17 protein-coding genes, 2 tRNA genes and 1 pseudogene are annotated in these 21,798 nt (G+C 38.1%); 13 read left to right on the top strand and 7 right to left on the bottom strand.

Features of this window, described 5'->3' with window-relative positions; genetic code table 11:
- Window positions 1–9: 9 nt before the first annotated feature.
- Together AC5SR4_RS05410 and AC5SR4_RS05405 are read right to left on the bottom strand one after the other, a co-directional pair.
- Window positions 10–7,383: a SpvB/TcaC N-terminal domain-containing protein gene (locus AC5SR4_RS05410; RefSeq protein WP_495359163.1), complete on the bottom strand. Its 7,374-nt coding sequence runs from the start codon at window positions 7,381–7,383 to the stop codon at window positions 10–12.
- A gap of 226 nt (window positions 7,384–7,609) precedes the next feature.
- Window positions 7,610–7,873 (bottom strand): annotated as a pseudogene (locus AC5SR4_RS05405) (arsenic resistance protein); the annotation flags it as partial.
- 468 nt (window positions 7,874–8,341) lie between these two features.
- Here AC5SR4_RS05405 and AC5SR4_RS05400 point away from each other — a divergent pair.
- The 3 genes from AC5SR4_RS05400 (at window position 8,342) to AC5SR4_RS05390 (ending at window position 9,794) form a co-directional block, all read left to right on the top strand.
- Complete coding sequence (locus AC5SR4_RS05400; RefSeq protein ID WP_495358512.1) at window positions 8,342–8,572, top strand: hypothetical protein; 231 nt, start codon at window positions 8,342–8,344, stop codon at window positions 8,570–8,572.
- Between the two features lie 169 nt (window positions 8,573–8,741).
- Window positions 8,742–9,305 carry a fibronectin type III domain-containing protein gene (locus AC5SR4_RS05395; protein ID WP_495358511.1) on the top strand — a complete coding sequence of 188 codons (564 nt, stop codon included), beginning with the start codon at window positions 8,742–8,744 and terminating at the stop codon, window positions 9,303–9,305.
- Window positions 9,306–9,428: 123 nt separating this feature from the next.
- On the top strand, window positions 9,429–9,794 hold the full coding sequence (locus tag AC5SR4_RS05390) for a DUF2200 domain-containing protein (protein WP_495358510.1): 366 nt from the start codon (window positions 9,429–9,431) through the stop codon (window positions 9,792–9,794).
- A 77-nt stretch (window positions 9,795–9,871) separates the two neighbouring features.
- On the opposite strand, the gene AC5SR4_RS05385 is transcribed toward AC5SR4_RS05390, so the two are convergent.
- The 5 genes from AC5SR4_RS05385 to rseP all read right to left on the bottom strand — a co-directional run bounded on the left by AC5SR4_RS05385 (window position 9,872) and on the right by rseP (window position 12,374).
- Window positions 9,872–10,201 (bottom strand): YegP family protein, encoded by a 330-nt coding sequence (locus tag AC5SR4_RS05385; protein ID WP_495358509.1) that lies wholly within the window; start codon window positions 10,199–10,201, stop codon window positions 9,872–9,874.
- A gap of 86 nt (window positions 10,202–10,287) precedes the next feature.
- Window positions 10,288–10,359 (bottom strand) — tRNA-Arg (locus AC5SR4_RS05380).
- Between the two features lie 155 nt (window positions 10,360–10,514).
- Window positions 10,515–10,682 carry a hypothetical protein gene (locus tag AC5SR4_RS05375; RefSeq protein ID WP_495358508.1) on the bottom strand — a complete coding sequence of 56 codons (168 nt, stop codon included), beginning with the start codon at window positions 10,680–10,682 and terminating at the stop codon, window positions 10,515–10,517.
- Between the two features lie 172 nt (window positions 10,683–10,854).
- Window positions 10,855–10,928 (bottom strand) — tRNA-Asn (locus AC5SR4_RS05370).
- Between the two features lie 99 nt (window positions 10,929–11,027).
- On the bottom strand, window positions 11,028–12,374 hold the full coding sequence (gene rseP / locus AC5SR4_RS05365) for an RIP metalloprotease RseP (RefSeq protein ID WP_495358507.1): 1,347 nt from the start codon (window positions 12,372–12,374) through the stop codon (window positions 11,028–11,030).
- A 164-nt stretch (window positions 12,375–12,538) separates the two neighbouring features.
- Between rseP and AC5SR4_RS05360 the strand changes: the two genes are divergently transcribed.
- The 10 genes from AC5SR4_RS05360 to AC5SR4_RS05315 all read left to right on the top strand — a co-directional run bounded on the left by AC5SR4_RS05360 (window position 12,539) and on the right by AC5SR4_RS05315 (window position 21,789).
- Complete coding sequence (locus AC5SR4_RS05360; protein ID WP_495358506.1) at window positions 12,539–13,213, top strand: SCO family protein; 675 nt, start codon at window positions 12,539–12,541, stop codon at window positions 13,211–13,213.
- 58 nt (window positions 13,214–13,271) lie between these two features.
- Complete coding sequence (locus AC5SR4_RS05355; RefSeq protein ID WP_495358505.1) at window positions 13,272–13,502, top strand: FeoA family protein; 231 nt, start codon at window positions 13,272–13,274, stop codon at window positions 13,500–13,502.
- Window positions 13,499–15,598: a ferrous iron transport protein B gene (gene feoB / locus AC5SR4_RS05350; protein ID WP_495358504.1), complete on the top strand. Its 2,100-nt coding sequence runs from the start codon at window positions 13,499–13,501 to the stop codon at window positions 15,596–15,598. Before AC5SR4_RS05355 ends, feoB begins: the two co-directional genes overlap by 4 nt.
- 298 nt (window positions 15,599–15,896) lie before the next feature.
- Window positions 15,897–16,556, top strand: a complete 660-nt coding sequence (locus AC5SR4_RS05345) for a metal-dependent transcriptional regulator (RefSeq protein ID WP_495358503.1) — start codon at window positions 15,897–15,899, stop codon at window positions 16,554–16,556.
- The gene (locus tag AC5SR4_RS05340; protein WP_495358502.1) at window positions 16,543–17,343 is read left to right on the top strand and encodes a transporter; all 801 of its coding nucleotides are present in this window, start codon (window positions 16,543–16,545) and stop codon (window positions 17,341–17,343) included. Before AC5SR4_RS05345 ends, AC5SR4_RS05340 begins: the two co-directional genes overlap by 14 nt.
- A gap of 9 nt (window positions 17,344–17,352) precedes the next feature.
- Window positions 17,353–18,261 (top strand): metal ABC transporter solute-binding protein, Zn/Mn family, encoded by a 909-nt coding sequence (locus AC5SR4_RS05335; protein WP_495358501.1) that lies wholly within the window; start codon window positions 17,353–17,355, stop codon window positions 18,259–18,261.
- A 91-nt stretch (window positions 18,262–18,352) separates the two neighbouring features.
- Window positions 18,353–19,087 (top strand): metal ABC transporter ATP-binding protein, encoded by a 735-nt coding sequence (locus AC5SR4_RS05330; protein WP_495358500.1) that lies wholly within the window; start codon window positions 18,353–18,355, stop codon window positions 19,085–19,087.
- 27 nt (window positions 19,088–19,114) lie between these two features.
- Complete coding sequence (locus AC5SR4_RS05325) at window positions 19,115–20,242, top strand: metal ABC transporter permease (RefSeq protein ID WP_495359162.1); 1,128 nt, start codon at window positions 19,115–19,117, stop codon at window positions 20,240–20,242.
- The gene (locus tag AC5SR4_RS05320; RefSeq protein WP_495358499.1) at window positions 20,235–21,395 is read left to right on the top strand and encodes a metal ABC transporter permease; all 1,161 of its coding nucleotides are present in this window, start codon (window positions 20,235–20,237) and stop codon (window positions 21,393–21,395) included. Before AC5SR4_RS05325 ends, AC5SR4_RS05320 begins: the two co-directional genes overlap by 8 nt.
- Window positions 21,396–21,414: 19 nt before the next feature.
- On the top strand, window positions 21,415–21,789 hold the full coding sequence (locus AC5SR4_RS05315) for a YraN family protein (RefSeq protein ID WP_495358498.1): 375 nt from the start codon (window positions 21,415–21,417) through the stop codon (window positions 21,787–21,789).
- Window positions 21,790–21,798: the final 9 nt, after the last annotated feature.

Raw genomic sequence — 21,798 nt, 5'->3', positions numbered from 1 at the left:
TGATATATTTTAAACTAATTCATCAAATCGATCTTTTAACTTGAGCCTAATATCTGCAGCTTCAAATAGCGAGATAACAGGTGTGCCAGCTTTATGGTGTTTTGTTAATGATACAGGTACATTGCCTTCTACATAAGCTACTGCCTCTAAGGCAAGCGTGTAAACCATTTTAATTTTGGCTTCGCCAGTTCCTCCTATAGCTCTATCACTTAAGGTCTCTAATAAATGATTTTTAAGCGCCTCTGCATAATTGTCGTCGTCTTGTACCAACTCTACTTGGTCATCATAAAAAACCTGATCAAAATTTGGTCCTCCACGTGTTGTTTTATGTCTTCTGTGCCATAATCTGGGCAGGGGTACGGCTGGGCGGTGCAAGGATGCTTCATCCATTTTTCTCTCCCCGCGGCGTTGGGACCCGTCATGGGGGGAGTGGTCTATTTCTACAGGGGCCCCCGTAAAATCCAACAATCCCTTTTTCAAGGCTCCTAAGGCCTTTAATTGCCCAGAAAGATATAAGTATCGTCCATAGCCATAACTTCCTTTTGGATAGTCTTTATAGTCATCGGCATTAAATTTTGTATCCCGTCTGTATGCCGCATTACGGTTTATCCTAACTTTTCTGGCCTTCTTGTGTGCTCTGGCCTTATCTGCTTCTATTCCTTTTCTAATTCTTTCAGGATCATCACCTCGTGGGGTATTGCGCCTGCCTTGTGTTTCTTGCTTTGCAGTTCTTGAAAGACGTTGTCTTTTTATAAGGCCGTTTTCATCTGTAAATGTAATGGGGTTGCCACCTACATAGGCGTATAAGTTCATCCCATCAACCGTTCCTGCAGGATCGGGTTTTAACCAGCGACCAAGCCACGGGAGATAGTATCGGGCACCATAATAATACAACCCAGTACTATCATCACGCTCTTTACCTACATAGCGGTATACCTTTAGTTTTACTTCAACTTGACTCTTACCAGTAATAATGGCTGTACCGCCGTAAGGGAAATACTCCTCATAGCTAATCAGGGCGCCCGAGGTATCCATTTCTAAAGACACCGAACCTAAATTGTTATCCAATTGGAACCGACATTGCCTCGTGTTATCCTTACTGGGGTCTTGTTTATTGGTGGCTGTATAATGTATAACGGCAACACAGCTAGCATTGTCCATTACCCGCAATGTTTGCATTTCAAGTGTTAGGGTTTCTTGGCCAGTGGTTATTGTTTTTTGCCTTTTTATCTCATAGTTCCCTAAATAGGTCTTTTCACTTACCAACGAAACCGATGCGCCATGGGCCATCCGCTCAGACACCTTTTTGGTACGGCGTTCATTGTAATCATATAAATAATAGTCACAATCATCCAGTTCTGAAGGTCTTTGAATAATCCCAGCTCTTACCAAATTTTCACAACAGTTAAAGTCTAGGGCAACCGGACTGTTTATAATAATGTTTCTTTGATTTCCCGAGGCATCATAGGTATAGCCCTTTAACCGGTTTGAATTGGCTTCTACAGCCATGTCTCGGGTCCATGATGGTATTTTTTTAGCAGTATGGCATTTTTTTATAAGGTTCCCCGAATTGTCGTAGGTATAATAGATGATATAATTTTCCAACTTGTCGGGATCGTTCAGCGAGGGGGTGGGGCCATAAATGCTCTGTTTAAAGCTACCGTCTTTTATATTATTGGCATAGGTGGTCTTGTTAATACCTTGGTGCTGTCTTCCTGAGGCTATAATAAGTCGGTATAGGGCATCATAAGTATAATTCAATAGGGGTTTTATCTCTTGGTTATTGCTAAACACCGTTTTGTAGGTCGAGTCCATAACTTCACATAGATTCCCCACGGGGTCATAATAATAGCTTATATCTTGAACTGTGTCCGATTGATTGTTATTGGCAAGTCGGGTACTTTTAATGGCTGTTAAACGTAACGTGGTTATTTCATAGGTATGGCGGGTGGTAATACCATTACCATATTTAATTTGTGTTCGTAAGCCATTGGCATCGTAGTCTATGGCCTTTACAATTTGCTGTTGTGTATGGTCCTTAAAGGTTAATGAAATAGCGGTTAACAGGTCAGCTTGGTTATAGGTATTGGCAGTAACAGTTCCATCTGGGGTTGTTTCGGTAAGCATAAGTCCAACGGCATTGTAGGACATAGCATTGGCATAGACGTCGCTTTCAAGTAGGGGTACTGGTAATTGCGGGTTCCAATCTACAGGCGTTTTATAATCAACCAGCATTTGCCTAGAGCTACTTTGTACCTTTCCAAGCATGCTATAGCTGTTATTGGTAAGAATTCCCGACAGGTCTTGAACCTTTTGGATTTGCCCTATTAAATTAGCGTCTTCGGCATTTGGGATTAAATCTCCATAAGTAAATATTTCTACTTGGTTAAAATCCAGATAAGACTTTACAACCCCACTAGTCGTAATCTTTTTTACCGTTAGCTTGGTTTTACGCTGTAACCGGTCGTAATATATAAATTGACAATAATTACGGGCGCTCCACGACCAAAACTGCTTATCGAATATATTGGTGAGGTGCTTTTCGGTTCCGGCATCTATACTATCTGTTACCAAAGGTGTTTTGGTACCCATGGCATACTGGTACTTAAAGTTGTAATGGGTAGTCCCCTGGCTTATATTTAAGTAGTATAGCCTGGGGTCTATAGATGCTGTGTTGCGCCCTAAGATATCGGTTTCATAATAGGACGTTAGACAATTTTGAAGCAAAACCGCTATAATATCCTGTACAATGGTGCTAAAAGCGGATCCAATTTGTAAGGTAAAGCCCTTGGTATAGGGTTTAAACTTTTCGGTAAGCCATGTATACCCAGTATGTTTGCTGTCTTTTACTAAGTAGCCTTTATTTAAAAGGGCCGTCCAAATAGCTTGGTCGGTAACCCCCGAAGGTTTTTTAATGTTTTTAAATGCATTGGCCGTAACATTCCCCAAATTGTTTTCAATCTCCCAAAACACACTGCCTTTACTATCCAAAACCTTAGTTTTTGGGGTGTTGTAAAAAGCCATTGCTTTTTTAAGGGCATCGTTTTCGTTTTTTGGTAACTTGTTGTAATGCGCTTTAAAATAGCTCGAGTCTAAAACCGTATCATCTTCATCATAATGTTGTTCTTCCCAGGGGGTAAACGTAACTTTAGAAAAGAACCCTTTGGGTGTATCAATACGTATAACACGTTCTAAGGGGTCGTAATGGGTTACCGTTGGTGGTGGGCATTGAATATCTTTTTGGTCTTCATACAAGGGGGTGTTTATAAAATAGGGCAGATACTGTTCAAAAGGCAAGCCCTTATTATTAAAAACGGTTCTCCCAGAAACGATCCATCGGGAGTTGGTCTGTTCTAAAAGTGGACAATCGTCCGCACCCATTTTCAAAAGGCCTTGCTTGTTTCTATGGTAAGCCATACCGGGATCGGTATAGGTTTTTTTCTCGATCTCTTTTCCCAGGCCATTGCTGTAAACAATTATTGTTTTACAATAAAGGGTTTGGTCCCTGTCGGGGGAATTCCAATAGTTGTTTCGTATTAGGCTAATGGAAGCAGTGGGCTGTTGGTCTGTTTGCCAAGCATTTAAATTGTAATAAAAATAAGTACTGGCACCCTGTAAATAGGTCTCAGGGGTATTAATAACATCCTTAAAAGAGGGGTTGGTCGGTAACTTGTATTCCGCAGAGGTTGTTCCAGAGGGGTATAGGGTCATGCCCCCAATGGGCTTTCCTTGTTCGGTTCCAAATTTTGTAGAAACAATTACATGTCCCAGTGGGTCAAACAGCAATTGGGTTTTATTGTTATTAATATCTGTTAATTGTTTGGGCAGGCCACTTACATAATCTATTTCGGCCGTAGTTTTTAATGCTGTATTGTTGGTAAGTACTTTGGTAATGCTAATCTGAAACAAACAGTAATCATCATAAGCTACAGTGGTTTTTACATCTAAAGCATCATCTTGTTTTGCAGAACCTTCGGTGGCAAATGTGTTTTCAATAACCAATGGTAAATAATACGCATCCTTTGGGGCATAGTATTGTACCAAGCCCTTGTTCCACCAATAGCTTGATGTTGGGTCGTAAAAATACCCGCCATGGGTATAGAGTGTGTTAGATAAATACCCCTTGGCCGTATAAGCTTGTGCATCAATAAGTCTGCTCTCAAAGGCATCCATACTTATGGCCTTTGTAAACACGGCATGTTCTTCATGGTGTAGCAATCCCAAAGGCGCTATAGCTTTTAGGGGGAGTGCTTTGGTTAGGGTAGGATCCCAAAAGAAATGTTTACGCCATGTTACCTGTCTGGCTTGAACACCTTGGGTAAATTTAACTCCATAGGGTACAATATTAGTTCTATGAGGTAGCCCTATGGGCTTTAGTAGTGTTACTAGGTCTTTAAACGTAAAATAGTGTCCCGCTGGCAGTGTTAGGCCCGATAGTTCCAGTTCTTGTATGTCGCAGGGGGTATGGCAATGCAAATAATCTTTAGGCGGATTTACATAGCATGTCCAGTCTAGGGTGGCATTGATCTGGGTTTGGTTTTGTGGGTACACAACACCCGTTTTAGGCCTTCTGGGGAGGTTTATGGCACAGGACTGTATAGTGTTACCATAAGCGTCAACTTCCATTGTAAATTGTTGCTGTACCCTGGGATCTTCCGGATTCCGTTCGTAATAATAGGTAATCTGCTCGCTGGGAATGACCATAAAAACTGCAAAGGGATTGTCACCCTTGTCCTGTAGCAATTTTACAGCGACATTGGATTGCGTAACAGTATAGGGGTTTTTATACGTTAAGGGGTTTAAGGCCTTATCATCGGCATAGACTTCTGTTCTAATAACATGGCCCTGCAGGGCGGTATAGGCCTGTCTTATCGTTTCAGAATCTTGATGGAAAACCAAAGGGTCTATAATCGAATCGGGAAAATTATAGGCCTTATGATCGCCCTGAAAGAATTGCTGTTTGTAGGTCTTTAAAATATCTGGGTAATCAAAAATGGCTCCTGTATTATGCCATGTTTTGGTATAAACGGGTGGCACGTAATTTTCTTTGGGTACTGTGGCTGCTTTAGTGTGTTCAAGAAGCGTTTCATAGGTTTCTGTATCCCAGGATTCAACAAATCCAAAGCCCTGAAAGTTTCGTTCTACATGGTCGTAGAATCCATCATGAAATTTAAAGGTTTTGGTAAACCGGGTTTCAGAAACCTTGTCTAGATGCACTACTTTTTCCACCACTTGTATAGGAAATGGCAATTTGGTAACCCATGGGTTGCCCAGGGCCTTATCCTCCAGATAAAATTTTACCGAGCTGCAGTACGCTATTTGCGTTACGGCTCCCATATTATTATCAATTTCCTGGAGCAAATAGGGTTTCATACTATTTTGGGTTGTCCCGTCAATAATCGTTTCACCTACAAAATCATAATAATAGTGTTTGGGGTTTGGGGTCATTTTAGAAAACACTAAGCAGTTGGTGCCATTTCCCAAAACGTCCAAAAAGGTAATCTGGTCGGTATTGCTGTAGGGCTCGGGGAGGTAAACCTTTATGGCATTGGAAAAAGTATTGCCACTGTGGTTTAAAAAAAGCGCCACATAATCGTTGTACACATATATAATGTCCTTGGTGCCAGATCCGTCAATATCTGCAAAGAACAGTCGGGAACTATCTAGGGTTTCTCCAAAATTGGGGGCATTGCCTAAAACGACTTTTTTATCAAAACTGCCATAGCCCAAGTCTGGCCAACAGGTTATACTGCCATTAACCACCCTTACCCGGTGCTGCAGGCCATCGCCCATAAGGTCTTGAAACCCCACATACTCCTCTGGATAGCCTTGTTTCATGGCAGGAAAATCGGGTTGTTTGTTTTTGTTCAAGGCCTGGGCATATCCCAATTTCCCTTCAGAGGGATATACCTTTATATTATTAGATTCCACAAGTACAGCATCTGTTTTCCCATTGTTGCTCAGCCCCACACTTTCGTATGCCGTGTTTTCCAAATCGGTGGGATAGTGTTTAAATGGCACATAGTTTGCCCACGAGCCATCCTGTTGCCTTTCATAATATCCCGTTCTAGGAACTGTTTTTGTTACCAGGTCTATAGTACCATTGCCATTTATATCTTCCAGGGAAATGCTGGTGCTTTTCAAGTCGTGGTCTACAGGAAAGCTTTTTATCTCCTGCAAGGCTTCGTATGTGCCACTGCCTTGTGGGGCAGCGTATAAAAGTGTTTGTTCGTTTTGGTATAGCAGGCCGTCAATACCTTCCGCATTAAAATCGACAGGTAAAAACCCCTTATTGCTCAAGGGCCCTGCAATAGCATTATCGGCTATCTTAAGCTGTTTAAACAAGGGCGCTTCTGGGGGCTTAAAATCAGAAAACGCAAAGGTGGTTGCTGGTAGCTCTTGGCTGCTGTAGGGGTCTTTGGCCTGTTTTCCCAACCTTTTATAGCCACTAAAAACAGTTTCCTTAATACGGGACAGTCCAGATATGGAAGTTGTATTATAATGGTATTGCTGGTTATAATTTAGGCTTACCCGCTTTACCAGGGCTATGGCTCCCAGTTCGGTTTCAAAATTATGGAACACTAGGATGTTATGGCACAAACGGCAGGTGCGTATCTCAAAGCCACTTTTATAAGATGAAAAGGCATCGGGTCTGTAAGCCCATTTATTAACGTGTTGGTGGGGGTCTGTACCCCCTTTGTTTAAGTTTGTAAGGGCGTACTCGCCATAATCGAACACCAGTTCGTAGGCATACTTTGTGCTATGGTTGGCATCGGTATAATTGCCGTACTGTATGCTTTGCGGGTATTTATTGTTATAGGAGCGCCCCTGTTCCCAAGGCACCTGGGGAATGTTATGGTTGTTCTCTGCTTTATAGTTAAAAAGAATTTGGTTGCCTTTGGCATCTGTAGTCGATTCTATGAGCCATTCAAATATTTGGGATGGGTTTACCAGATTGTAAATGCGTGTCCCGTCCTGTTTTCCAAAAAAGGAGGTTTCTTTTTCGGGTGTTACCACCTTCCAGTACGATGCCTGTTTATCGGTGCTTACGTAATGTTCAATAAGATTGAAAGCGGCTTGTACCCGGGGCACATACTCATAGACATGCCATCCTGTAATGTCGGGTTTTTTGGTTTTAAAAACCAGTTCTTCATCATTAAACAGAAAAACATCGGTGCCGTCGTATTTGGGAATGCCTTTTTCGGTGCGTAGGGAAAACTTAGACAGCGCTAAAGAAAAACCTATACCAAACGCACCGTTACCACTACCTGAATTATAGTTTAGCGCCACATGGGGTTGCATGCCCCGCGCAGTGGGTATGGGCAAGTCTATTTGATAACTGGCCGTCCCTTTAAAAGCATCGGGTTGAAAGGTTTCACCAATACCTTTTATAGCGCCGCCACCCTTTGGAAGTGCTATTTCGGGTACCTTAATTGTTTGTATTTTGGCTGAATTATTTATAGCTTATAACATATATACCAGAAAGCCTGATAGATTAATTTATATGAATGCTAAAAAATAATTGTTAGGAATGTGTGTACAAATTACATAATAATTTCTGAATACACAATAGCTAATAATATTTTTATCTAAAATATTTTCTTAGTACTTAGGCATAGTATTTTTTCTTTAACCAAAAAGACATCCTTACCAATAAAATTAATGCGGGTATTTCAACCAAAGGGACAATAACAATGCCTGCAAAGGCTTACCCCAAATTAAGTCCAAAAACCACAATGGCCACGACAATGGCCAATTCAAAATTGTTTCTAGCAGCAGTAAATGCCACCTATGCCGTTTTATTGTATGCGGCCCCCATAGCCTTGGTAAAGAAAAAGCCAATAACAAACATCAAGGCAAAGTAAACCGGTAAGGACATTTAAACTCAACAATCAAATAATCGTCCCCTATAATTTTATGATATCCGGGAGCTTCTAAAAAATGTTTATAAGAATCGAACATCTTTTACGGGTTAATACGGTTAGCATCCTAAAGATAACAAAAAATCGCAAAGCATTGGTTTAAAATCCGTCCCGCACCTTTAGAGATATTTACCAATCTGCCGATGGCGAGGCAAAAATATTTAAAGAGTGTGACGACAGTTTGAATACGCACATTAAAAAGAAAAGGGAACAAGATAACTAAGCTACAAGCCACGTCAAAATTCATAAAAGTTTGTTAAAACTTGTTCCAGGGTGGTGATACCCTGGGTGTAAAAGTCAAAAATACATAACACATTTGCGTTACCAAATTTAACGTGTGTTATGGATTATTTTTTATTTAAAAGTCTTCTCATTCAACCCAAAAGGAAACCTCTTTTAAACTTTCGGAGGTTAGAAAAATGGTTTCGGAAAACAGAAATACGGCTTCGGAAGTTGGAAATGATGCTTCGGAGGTTGGAAAAATGCTTTTGGAAACACGAAATATGGCTTCGGAGACACGAAATGCCGTTTCGGAAGATGGAAACATGGTTTTGGAAAACGGAAATAAGCCTTTGGAGGTTGGAAATGACGCTTCGGAAGATGGTAATAGGGCTTCGGAGGTCGGAAAAACCGTTTTGGAGACTTACTAAACGGCATAAGCGTTATACACTCATGTAACTTAAATATCTTTTTCTATAGAAAATTCAAAACTTTAATGAGATAAACCAATAAAACATGTGTAACCTTATATAACATTATGATATACTTATGAAAAAAACAAAAGTCATAACAAATTTTACAAAATACCGTGATGATAAGGTGGACCAGTTAGCGGGTGCTGTTCTTTTAGCCATGACAGACAATGCTTACTTTGCTACGCCATCACCAGAACTTGCCGATGTGCAAGCTGCTTTAGATGCGTACCGGACAGCCTTAGAGACCTCGGCTAATGGAAATCACGAAGACATTTCTGATAAAAATGATAAACGTGAAATCCTAGAAGAATTATTAAGCGAACTGGCTATCTATGTTAATTTAACGGTTAAAGGCGATGAAACCAAGGCATTGAGCTCCGGGTTTCCTCTTGCCGGACAGGGCAGTAAAAAAGGAGAACTGCCTAAGCCGGGTTTTCTTAAAGTTACTAGTGGTGGCTCTGGGCGGCTCAATTTAAGAACCGAAAAAATTGACGGTGCTAAAGCTTATCGCTTTGAATATAAAAAGACGGAAGATGTCGATGCCGCTTGGCAGATTAAAACATCTACCAAGTCTTATCTAACTATAGATGATTTGGAAGTGGGTAAACAATATACCCTTCGTGTGGTAGCGATTGGGAGCAACCCTACCAGAAATTATAGTGACGAAGTACGTAGTTACGTGATGTAACTTATTTTTAAAATTTATTGCTAACTATTAAAGTTTTTAATTTGAAAAATACCTGAGGACGGATTCCTTGGGTGTTTTTTGGTTTATATAATTTTAATACCTTAGTTGCATACACAAGCGCAAATGAAAACAACACCGGAACATAACGAACGTATGGCAAACATGACCTTTGCTTCTGTATATCCCCATTACGTAAATAAAGTGGAACGCAAAGGCCGGACAAAAGAAGAACTACATCAGGTTATAAATTGGCTAACTGGTTTTGATGACACTAAGATTAAAGCCTTGATAGAGGAAAAAGTAACCTTCGAAACCTTTTTTAAGCAAGCCACGCTAAACCCAAATGCGCATTTGATAACGGGTACTATTTGTGGTTATCGTATAGAAGATATTAATAACCCCTTAACTCAAAAAGTAAGGTATCTTGATAAGTTGGTTGATGAATTGGCTAAAGGGCGGAAGATGGAAAAGGTTTTAAGGGGTGTATAAAATACTTTAATTCCTGTTCTTTTTGAGTGCCTAGCAGGAATTTTTTACCGTTTTTAAGTTTAATAAACTAATGTGTTTTAACTCAAATCCTCAACCTCCGCCAAAGGCGCATTGGTCTTAACCGATGCAATCCCATTTTCCATAGCACTGGTAGAAGCGTACATTTGGCTGGTGCCTATAATTTGGTTGTTGCCTGCCTTTAGGTTAAAATACGGGCTACCACCTTTGGAGATTAGGCGTTCGTATTTGGAGTCGTCGGGAGCATTGTTTCTAACAGACTCAATACCATTGGTACACCCTGACTTTGCTACATAGCCCTCGCTGGCTAAAATATTTTGTCCGTTTCCTGCTTTTAACCGGAATCTAAATTCCCCGGAATTATCTTTATAAATTTCAAATTTTGCCATTTTAAATTGTTTTTACGTTTCTTATAATATAGCAAAATTTTACCATTTATCATGAAGAAAGGGGCAAACATATTAACCATTAAAAGTGACTCCACCAGGATTCGAACCTGGATCTAAAGTTTAGGAAACTTTTGTTCTATCCCTTGAACTATGGAGCCGTTTGTTTTTATTGCTTGGTAAATCTAAGTTTTTATTTGTTTTTACAAAACATATCCCCATTCAATTTTAAAACAGGAGGCCCAAGTAAATCTATTGTATAAAAAAACCACCTGTATGATTAGGTGGGGTTTTTATATTTAATGATATATTGTAATTACCTACTTCGCTGTCTGGAATATTTATTAGAGGGCACATTGGGTGGTAAATCGCCTTGAGAGGCATTCATTCCGGAGGTTGAAGATTTACTGGTGGTGCTTTTTGTGGCATTACAACTTAATGTGAATATCGCAGTTATTACTAGCGTAAAATATAGTTTTATCATTTTCAATAGGATTTTTTTGTAAAAATATCAAACAAGGCAAAAATATCCAATGGTTTAACAAAACATTATATGGTGTGTTCTACCTGAATTACTTGAGAAAACACGGAAGTGATTTTTTTAATTTCAAGCCACAAAAAAAGCACCTACCTTTTCGATAAGTGCTTTTGTTTTGCTCCCCCTCTTGGGCTCGAACCAAGGACCCTTTGATTAACAGTCAAATGCTCTAACCAACTGAGCTAAGGAGGAATGTTTGTTTTCGCCTAAGCGAGCGCAAATATATATATATTTTTAATTACTGCAAAACGACTTTTAATTTTATTTTTCTAAAAATTAAATACTGGTAAATCAATCAAAAATAGCTTTAAAAATATCATTACCATTTGCAAATAACACTAAGGCTATTAATATAAAGAACCCAACCATTTGTGCATACTCCATAAACTTGTCACCAGGCTTTCTGCCAGATATCATTTCATAGAGCAAAAACATCACATGGCCGCCATCCAACGCTGGTATGGGCAATAGGTTAAGTGCCCCTAACATAATAGATAAAAAGGCTGTAATGCTCCAAAAGTTTTGCCAGTTCCAAAAGTTTGGAAAAATATCATAAATGGCTTTAAACCCACCAACACCTTTATAGGCACCTGTACTTGGTGTAAAAATAGCCCCTAGTTGTTTCCAATAGGACACCATTTTTTCTTTGGCCATATGTAAGCCTACTGGGAAGGACTCAAAAAAGCCATACTTTTTGGTCTCGAATTCATAATAGCCTAAAGCTTCCAAGGTTTCTGGTGTAGAGCTTGGCGCATATACTAAACCAAGTTTACCATCTTGGGTAATACTTAAAGGTATGGTAACTTGGGCATTGTCCCTTAATACTTTGGCGGTTACTTCTTGGCCTTTAAATTTTTCCAACCCCTGTTTTACTTGGTCTATATATTTAGTGCTATAATCGTTTAACCCTATAATAATATCGCCTGCTTTTATACCGCTTGATTTGTTATAAGAAGTGTCTGGCACTTCCACAATAGCGAAGGGCATCCTTAAATCTATAAATGATTTTTCTTTGGAATCGATAAGTTGTGATAAAAAATCCTCGGGTAATGTTACTGTAGATTGTGTACCGTCCCTTTCAATGGTTATGTTTTTACCAAATAACACTTTTTCGGATATTTCGGAGAACTTTTCAATTTTTTCACCATCAACAGCTAAGATTTTATCGCCCGTTAACAGGCCTGCTTTATTAGCAACTGTGCTTTCAATTAAAAGTCCGTCCTTAATATTTTCATTAGGTAAAAACAGATCGCCATAAAAATAACTCATACCTATATATATAAGGATGGCTAATAGAAAGTTAACGGTTACACCCCCAAGCATGATAATTAAACGTTGCCATGCCGGTTTAGAGCGGAACTCCCAGGGTTGAGGTTCTTGGGCCATTTGTTCGGTATCCATACTCTCGTCAATCATGCCCGATATTTTCACGTATCCTCCTAGAGGCAACCAACCAATACCGTAAACGGTTTCCCCTATTTTCTTTTTAAACAGAGAAAACTTAACATCAAAAAACAAGTAAAATTTTTCTACCCGGGTTTTAAATGCTTTAGCGGGAATAAAATGCCCTAACTCATGTAAAATAATAAGTAAGGAAAGGCTCAATAAAAATTGAGATATTTTAATAACAAACTCCATATTGCGTGCTGTCGTATTTTATAATCGCACAAAAGTAAGCTTTTAAACCAACTTTAAAAAAACAAATACGGTATGCCTGCCTTTTTAACAGGAATTTAAGTGTCTGTAAAATTTCACGTCTTTAATTTTACATGTATTTTTGCATGTATTAAATTTATATTGCCATGCTATCGTTTTTTAAAGCATATAAAACTTTTGCTGTTGTTTTTGCTGTGATATCTATTATAATTATAGGTATAATTTACAATACGTTAAATGTTTACCAGCCATTGCCTATTTACCAACCCACTATGGTGAGTACCGAATTGGTGGACAGTACCATTCAGTACAAAAAAAAGTACCATAAAATAGCAGACTTTGAACTTACCAACCAAAATGGAAAAACCATTACCCAAAACGATTACAAGGATAAAATTTATGTAGCAGACTTCTTTTTTACTACCTGCCAGAGTATTTGTCCAATTATGACCAAGCACATGGTTGATATTCAAAAAGTCATCTTAAATGACGATGATGTAATGCTGCTTTCCCATTCTGTAACCCCAGAAATTGATACGGTTGCCCAACTTAAACGCTATGCTATTGAAAAAGGAGTTGTTGATGCTAAATGGAATTTGGTAACGGGCGATAAAAGGCAAATTTATGAATTGGCACGCAAAAGTTATTTGGCTGTAAAGGACCAAGGGGATGGCGGTCCTTTTGATATGATACACACCGAAAACTTTATGCTTATTGATAAAAAAAGACAAATTAGGGGGTTTTACGATGGTACCAACCAAGAGGATATAGCACGCTTACTGGAAGATATTAAAACCTTGAAAGAAGAATATCTGCAATAGTTTTTGGTTACAAAATTTTTACTGTACTTTTGTTTCTTTAAAATCAATCTAAATAAGCTTGCAAGATACTTTAGCACAATTAAAGCGAGGTGAACGGGGCATCATTAAAGATGTTTCGTCTATTCATATACCCCTTAAACTTTTGGAAATGGGCTGTTTGCCCGGTAATTTTGTGGAGCTTGTTCAGTTAGCACCGTTTCAGGATCCAATGTATTTAAATATTAACGGTACCCATTTAGCAATAAGAAAAGAAACTGCTATTCATATTTTAATTGAAAAAGTAGTATGAGTAAGCAGATTAATGTGGCCTTAATAGGAAATCCGAATACAGGAAAAACCTCAGTGTTTAATGCGCTTACTGGGTTAAACCAAAAAGTGGGTAATTACCCGGGCATTACTGTTGAGAAAAAGGAAGGCATTTGTAAATTACCAAGAGGTGTTAAGGCACACATTATAGATTTACCAGGCACCTATAGTTTAAATGCCTCGTCACTTGATGAAAATGTGGTGATAGAATTGCTTTTAAACAGGAACGACAAGGATTTTCCAGACATAGCTGTTGTTGTAAGTGACGTGGAAAACTTAAAACGGAACCTGTTGCTTTTTACTCAAATTAAAGATTTAGAAATACCCACACTGCTTGTTATAAACATGGCAGATAGAATGCGCTATAAAGGGATTTCTTTGGATATTGAGTATTTAGAAAAACATCTTCAAACCAAAATAGCATTGGTAAGTACCCGAAAGAAAGAGGGGATAGACCATATAAAGCATTTAATTTCCAATTATAAGGACCTTTCTGTTGAGCCATGCTTAAATGCATCTGAAATTGATAAGGAATACTTCGATAATTTAAGGTCGGCATTTCCAAACCAGTTACTTTATAAGCTGTGGCTTGTAATTACCCAAGATGTTAATTTTGGTAAAACCGATAGGAATGTAATTGATGCGGTTGCCAACTTTAAAACCAAAAGTAAAGCCGATCTTAAAAGGTTGCAGCAAAAGGAAACGATTAAGCGCTATCAATTTATAAACAGCGTTTTAAAAGAGGGGCAAACTATAGATGTTTCGCAAGCAAAAGATTTAAGAACAAAATTAGATAGGATTTTAACCCACAAAATTTGGGGCTACCTTATTTTCTTTGTCATTTTGTTGACTATTTTTCAAGCAATTTACGATTGGTCCAGTGTTCCCATGGATTTTATTGATAATGCTTTTGCTTTACTTAGTGAGTGGACAAAAAATCAATTGCCCAATGGCACTTTCACCAATTTGTTGGCCGAAGGTATAATTCCCGGTCTTGGTGGCATTGTTATTTTTATTCCACAAATAGCGTTTTTATTCCTATTTATTTCGGTATTGGAAGAAAGTGGTTATATGAGCCGCGTTGTGTTTTTAATGGACCGCATTATGCGACGTTTTGGATTAAGCGGTAAGAGTGTTGTGCCTCTTATTTCTGGAACGGCCTGTGCCATTCCTGCTATTATGGCCACAAGAAATATTGAGAGTTGGAAAGAGCGTTTAATTACCATTTTAGTAACGCCGTTCACAACATGTTCGGCTAGATTACCTGTGTACCTAATTATTATTGCCTTGGTAATTCCAGAAGGCCGCTTTTTTGGACTTGGATACCAAGCATTAACACTCATGTTTCTGTATCTTATTGGGTTTGGAGCTGCAGTTGTTTCGGCATATATTTTAAATAAAGTTTTAAAAATAAAGAGTAGAACGTTTTTTGTGGTAGAAATGCCTAACTACAAATTGCCTTTGTTTAAAAATGTTGCCTTGACGGTTATTGAAAAAACAAAATCGTTTGTATTTGGTGCCGGTAAAATTATATTGGCCATTTCCATTTTACTTTGGGTATTGGCATCTTATGGCCCAGGTGAAAATTTCAGCAACGCTGAAAAAATTGTTACAGCGCAATCTGCTTCAAAAGATTTAAGTGAAGACATGCTACAGCAAGAAATAGCAGCCTTTAAATTAGAAAATTCGTTTATTGGATTAACAGGCCGCGCCATAGAACCTGTTATAAGACCGTTGGGTTACGATTGGAAAATTGGGATAGCCATTGTAAGCAGCTTTGCAGCACGAGAAGTGTTTGTGGGAACATTGGCAACTATTTACAGCGTGGGGAATGATGACGAGGCGACTATTAAAAACAGAATGGCGGCAGAAATTAATCCTATTTTAGGTGGCCCACTTTTTACGTTTGCTTCGGGTATTTCCTTGCTGTTATTTTATGCCTTTGCTATGCAGTGTATGAGTACTTTGGCTATTGTAAAGCGCGAAACCAATAGTTGGAAATGGCCCATATTGCAATTGGTTATTATGAGTGGTTTTGCATACATTGTAGCGCTAATTGCATTTCAACTTTTAAAATAAGTTTATTATAAACGACAGGTGTGTTGTTGTATACCGACAAAATAAACATGAACACAATTATTCAAAACATATTGGTTTTTACAGCGCTTGCCGTAGCACTTGTGTTTTTGGTTAAAAAATTCTTCCTAAAAAAGCCTAAGTCAAAAAAAGCGTGTGGTAGTAACGACTGCGGCTGCCATTAAAATATTTCTTTTTTTAATTCTCTTAAAAATCTAGCATTTTATTTGTTTGATTCAATATTTTAGTTACATTTGAAAAATATTTAAGCTTACTTAAATATTAAATAAAGCAACAAGAAATGTCAACAGCTATTGAGAATTTTGTAAAAGCCATTTACAAAAACAACAAACAGGACAATCACGACACCAAGCCAGGTAATATTGCTAAAAAGCTAGGTATATCTAATGCTGCTGCTACCGATATGGCTAAAAAACTAGCATCAAAAGACTTGTTGCATTATGAGAAGTACCAAGAATTAAAACTTACCGATAAAGGCAACAAAATGGCATTGAATGTGGTGCGTAAACATCGTCTTTGGGAGTCTTTGCTCTTTAAAATGTTTGATATGTCCTTACATGAAATCCACCGTGAGTCGGAATTGTTAGAACATCAAACATCTGATTTTCTAGCTAATAAAATAAGTGAGTATTTAGGGAACCCCAAGTTTGACCCGCATGGCGACCCCATTCCCAATGCCGATGGAGAAATTACAACGGAAGACACTTCCATACCCTTAGCACAAACTACCGAAGGGAAAGCATATATTATATCACGTTTAATGAGCGATGACAAAGAATTTTTTGATTTCTGTTCGCAACATGGTCTAAAATATGGCAATACCTTATTGGTTTCCAAGCAATTCAGTAATAACAAAATGACCCAAATTTCAATAAACAATAACACAATTTTATTAAACCAAGATTTTTCTTCAATTATTTACGTCAATGAAACTAACTAAACTCGTACTGTTACTAGTAACACTTTGTATAACATTTTTAGGATTCTCGCAAGAAAGTAAGGCACCTATTGGTACCTTAATAACCGATAGGCCAGATGCTACAGAATCTCCTAGCTTAATACCAAAAGGTTTTATGCAAGTTGAAACAGGTGCTTTTTATGAAAGCTATGAAAACAATGCCATTAAAACCGAAACCTATACCTATAATACAACATTAATACGATTAGGTTTATTGCAAAACTTAGAACTTAGGATTGGTTTTGATTTTGTTGAAGGTATCACAAAAGTAAACAACACTAAATTGGATAATGTGGCCAGTGGGTTTAACCCCCTATTGTTGGGTGTTAAAACAAGTATTGCAAAAGAACAAGGTCCTTTTCCTGAAATTGGTTTGCTTGGACATCTATATTTGCCATTCTCAGCAGGTACCGATTATAAACCTGAAACAACGGGAGCAGATTTTAGATTTGCCTTTGCCCACACCTTAAGCGAAACCTCTAGTTTGTCTTACAACCTAGGAGCTGCTTGGGGGGATGATAACCCCGAAACGTCCTATGTGTATACCATTGCTTACGGATTGAGTATTACAGATGCCTTTGGTGTTTATGCTGAATTATACGGCGACATGCCCGAAAACAACAAAGCCAATCATTATTGGGATGCAGGATTAACATACCTGCTTTCAGATAGTGTGCAATTGGATGCCACTGTAGGGACAAGTATTACTGAAGGACAAGACATTTTACTAAGCACAGGCATAAGCTTTAGATTACCAACAAAAAAATAGATTATTATCATGAAAAAATATTTACTACTAATACTAGTTACCCTAACATTAAGCTGTAAGAATGAAAAAAAGGGAAATGAAAAATTAAACATTGTGACCACCACATCGATGATAACCGATTTGTTGAACAACATTGGTGGCGACCTGATTAATATACAGGGCCTTATGGGTAGTGGTGTAGATCCGCATTTATATAAAGCCAGTGAAGGCGATGTATCAAAATTAGCCAATGCAGATATTATATTTTATGGAGGTCTGCATTTAGAGGGTAAATTGGTGGAAGTGTTTGAAAAAATGGAACATCAAAATATTAAAACCATTGCACTTTCAGATGCTTTAGACCCAAAGACACTCATTGGTTCAGAGTATTTTCAAGGAAATTACGATCCGCACGTTTGGTTTAATATCGATTATTGGAAAACCATTACCAAGCATGTTGTAAAAGTACTTTCAGAAGCGACACCCAAGCATAAACATGCATTTGAAGCTAATGGAGCGGAATACTTAGAAAAATTAAATGCCTTAGAAATAGAGGTAAAAGCCATTATAGAAACTCTGCCTAAAGATAAAAGGGTTCTAGTAACAGCACATGATGCCTTTAACTATTTTGGAAAATCGTATGGTTTTGAAGTGGTAGGGCTACAAGGGCTTTCTACAGCAACTGAAGCTGGTGTTCAGGATGTGCAAAATTTAGCTAACTTTATCATAGAAAAACAGGTAAAAGCTATTTTTGTGGAGAGCTCGGTGCCAAAACGGACTATTGAAGCTTTGCAGGCGGCTGTTAACTCAAAAGGACATAATGTTACCATTGGAGGAACCTTATACTCTGATGCATTAGGTAATGCCGGGACGGTTGAAGGCACTTATATTGGGATGTTTAAATACAATGTAAATACCATTGTGAATGCTTTGAAATAATTAATTAGAATAGAGAGACGAGAAAAGAGAACAGAGATAAAACCCTCTCTTTTCTAACAGCGAAGCGGTCTAACATCTAAAAAAGAAAAGAATGAATGATATAGCAGTTAAGGTAGACGATTTAACTGTAGCTTACAACTACAAGCCAGTGCTGTGGGATATTGATTTGGAAATCCCAGAAGGTGTGCTTATGGCTATTGTAGGCCCAAATGGTGCTGGAAAATCTACACTTATAAAGGCCATCTTAGGGATTTTAAAACCCATAGCGGGGAGTGTGCGCATTTATGGTAAATCGTATGAAAAACAGCGTTCATTGGTTGCCTATGTGCCACAAAAGGGGAGTGTGGATTGGGATTTTCCAACAACGGCTTTAGATGTTGTTATGATGGGTACTTATGGTAGTTTGGGATGGATAAAACGCCCTGGCCAGAAAGAAAAGAAAGCAGCTTTGGAAGCTTTAGAAAAAGTTGGGATGTTGTCTTTTAAAAATAGGCAAATCAGTCAGTTGTCTGGCGGCCAACAACAACGTATATTTTTGGCAAGAGCCCTAGTTCAAAATGCATCTATTTATTTTATGGATGAGCCTTTCCAAGGTGTAGATGCCACTACCGAAATTGCGATTATCAACATTTTGAAGGAATTGCGAAAAGCCAATAAAACGGTTGTCGTAGTGCACCATGATTTGCAAACCGTTCCAGAGTATTTTGATTGGGTTACGTTTTTAAATGTGAAAAAGATTGCCACGGGTCCCGTAAAAGATATTTTTAATGATGATAACTTGACTAAGACGTATGGCATCAATTATAAAGTGAGCATACAAGAGTGAAAAACTAACAACTAAAAGTTAAAAGTTATAGACTTACTGGAATACATAAAACTTGTTGCTTCCGATTATACCCTTAGAACCATTACACTGGGTACAGCTGTACTGGGTGCGGTATGCGGTATGCTTGGTAGTTTTGCTGTTTTACGAAAACAAAGTCTTTTGGGAGATGCCATTTCGCATGCAGCCTTGCCGGGCATTGCTATAGCATTTTTGGTATCTGGTGCCAAGGATAGTAATGTTTTATTGTTAGGGGCCTTAATAAGTGGCTTGGTTGGAACCTTTTGGATTCGTGGGATTATTAGTAAAACCCATTTAAAATCGGATACAGCTCTAGGACTTATTTTATCGCTTTTCTTCGGATTTGGCATGCTGCTTTTAACCTTTATACAAAAACAGCCCAATGCCAACCAAGCTGGTTTGGATAAGTATTTATTTGGGCAAGCAGCAACCTTAGTGGAAAGCGACGTTTGGTTAATGAGTATTGTTACAGGTTTTTGTTTGGTTGTGTTGTTGCTTTTTTGGAAAGAGTTTAAAATCTTACTGTTTGATGCCGATTATACCAAAACCTTAGGTTTTAACACAAAGTTTATAGATGTATTGATAACCATTTTTATTGTTTTGGCTATTGTTTTAGGATTGCAAACGGTTGGTGTGGTGCTTATGAGTGCCATGTTACTGGCTCCCGCAGCAGCAGCAAGGCAATGGACCAACAGTTTGAGTGTAATGGTATTTCTTGCGGCCCTGTTTGGAGCCTTTTCTGGAGTTTTGGGAACAGCTATTAGTGCAAGTCAAAACAACTTATCAACAGGTCCAGTCATTGTTATAATTGCAGGTGTGTTTGTACTGTGCTCTTTTGTTTTTTCACCTAGTAGAGGGTTGCTCTTTAAACAAATCCGGTTTATAAAGAACCGTCGCGATTTGCAACTTAATAAAACCTTGGCCTTTATGCATCATATTGCAAAAAACCATAAAGATATCTCACACCCACATGCTATAAAGATCTTAAATAATTTTCAAGGCTATACCCGTTCTACGTTGCGTAAATTAGAGCATAAAAACTATGTAAAGTTAAAAGGCAATAAGTGGTCTTTAACCAAAGAAGGATTTAACAAAGCTTTGAATTTGTATAATCAACAAACGTCAAGTAATGAGTAATGCACAGATAGAAATACAGCTTATTGCCAGTATTGTGGCTATTGCCTGTGCCATTCCAGGAACCTTTTTGGTACTAAGGAAAATGGCCATGATTAGTGATGCCATAAGCCATTCTATTTTACCAGGTATCGTTATAGGGTTTTTTATAACCCAAGATTTGAATTCGCCTTTGTTGATATTATTGGCGGCGTTTACAGGAATTATTACCGTTGTTTTGGTAGAATATATCCAGCGCACTGGTTTAGTAAAAGAAGATACCGCCATAGGCTTAGTGTTCCCAACACTTTTTAGTATAGGCGTTATTTTAATTGCAAAAAATGCCAACGACGTTCATTTAGATGTCGATGCGGTCTTGTTAGGAGAACTGGCGTTTGCCCCTTTTGATCGACTCATCATTTCGGGTATTGATGTTGGGCCAAAATCTTTATGGATTATTGGTAGTATATTAATAATTACAATAGGCTTATTAATTGCCTTTTTTAAAGAACTAAAGGTTAGTACTTTTGATACAGGTTTGGCAGCATCCTTGGGATTTTCTCCCATCGTTATACATTATGGTTTAATGACGGTTTCTTCCATAACAACCGTAGGTGCTTTTGATGCTGTAGGTGCTATTTTAGTAGTAGCTTTAATGATTGCTCCTGCGGCAACGGCCTATCTATTAACAACCAATTTAAAACGCATGCTGGCATATGCTATTGCCTTTGGTGTTTTTGGTGCTATTTCTGGGTATTGGTTAGCACATGGGTTAGACGCTTCCATTGCGGGCTCTATTACTACCATGTTAGGGGTTTTGTTTTTGGTGGTTTATTTATTTGCGCCCAGTAAAGGGATTATAGCTGTTTTATATAGAGAAAAACAACAGCGTACAGAGGTGTCTTTACTTACCTTTTTATTGCATTTAAAGAATCATACCGAAGTAGAAGAACGTCATGTAAACCACCTTAACGAACACATTAATTGGCAAAAAGTACGCAGTAAAACGGTTTTGGACTTAGCACTTAAAAACAATATGATTGAAATACATAACCGTATTGTATCGCTAACTGAAAAAGGGGATGTCTTTACCTCTCAGGCCATTGATTATATTATTACCAACGAAGATACCCAGATTGAAGATATGAAAGATGACTTCTTTTTGTTTAGGGGGTAGTTTTTTATATTTTTACTTCATGGCCAAACACAATGAACTTGGAAAAATAGGTGAAGAACTTGCCGCTGATTTTCTTACTAAAAAAGGATATACCATTTTAGAGCGTAACTATCGTTTTAAAAAAGCTGAAGTTGATATTATTGCACAACTTACTGTTGACTCAGTAGACAAATTAGTTGTTGTAGAAGTTAAAACGAGATCTACAGCAGATTTTGGAGATCCACAGGATTTTGTGAAACCAAAACAAATAAGGTCTTTAGTGCCTACCGTTGATTATTATATGAGAATAAATGGTATTGATTTGGAAGTTCGTTTTGATATCATTGCTGTAGTTATAGAAGGCAAAAACACAACAATAGAACATCTTGAGGATGCATTTTATCATTTTTACTAAATCTTGCGG

The sequence above is a fragment of the Aestuariibaculum scopimerae genome (genome assembly GCF_059428085.1).
This window is presented reverse-complemented; position numbering and strand designations above follow the sequence as displayed.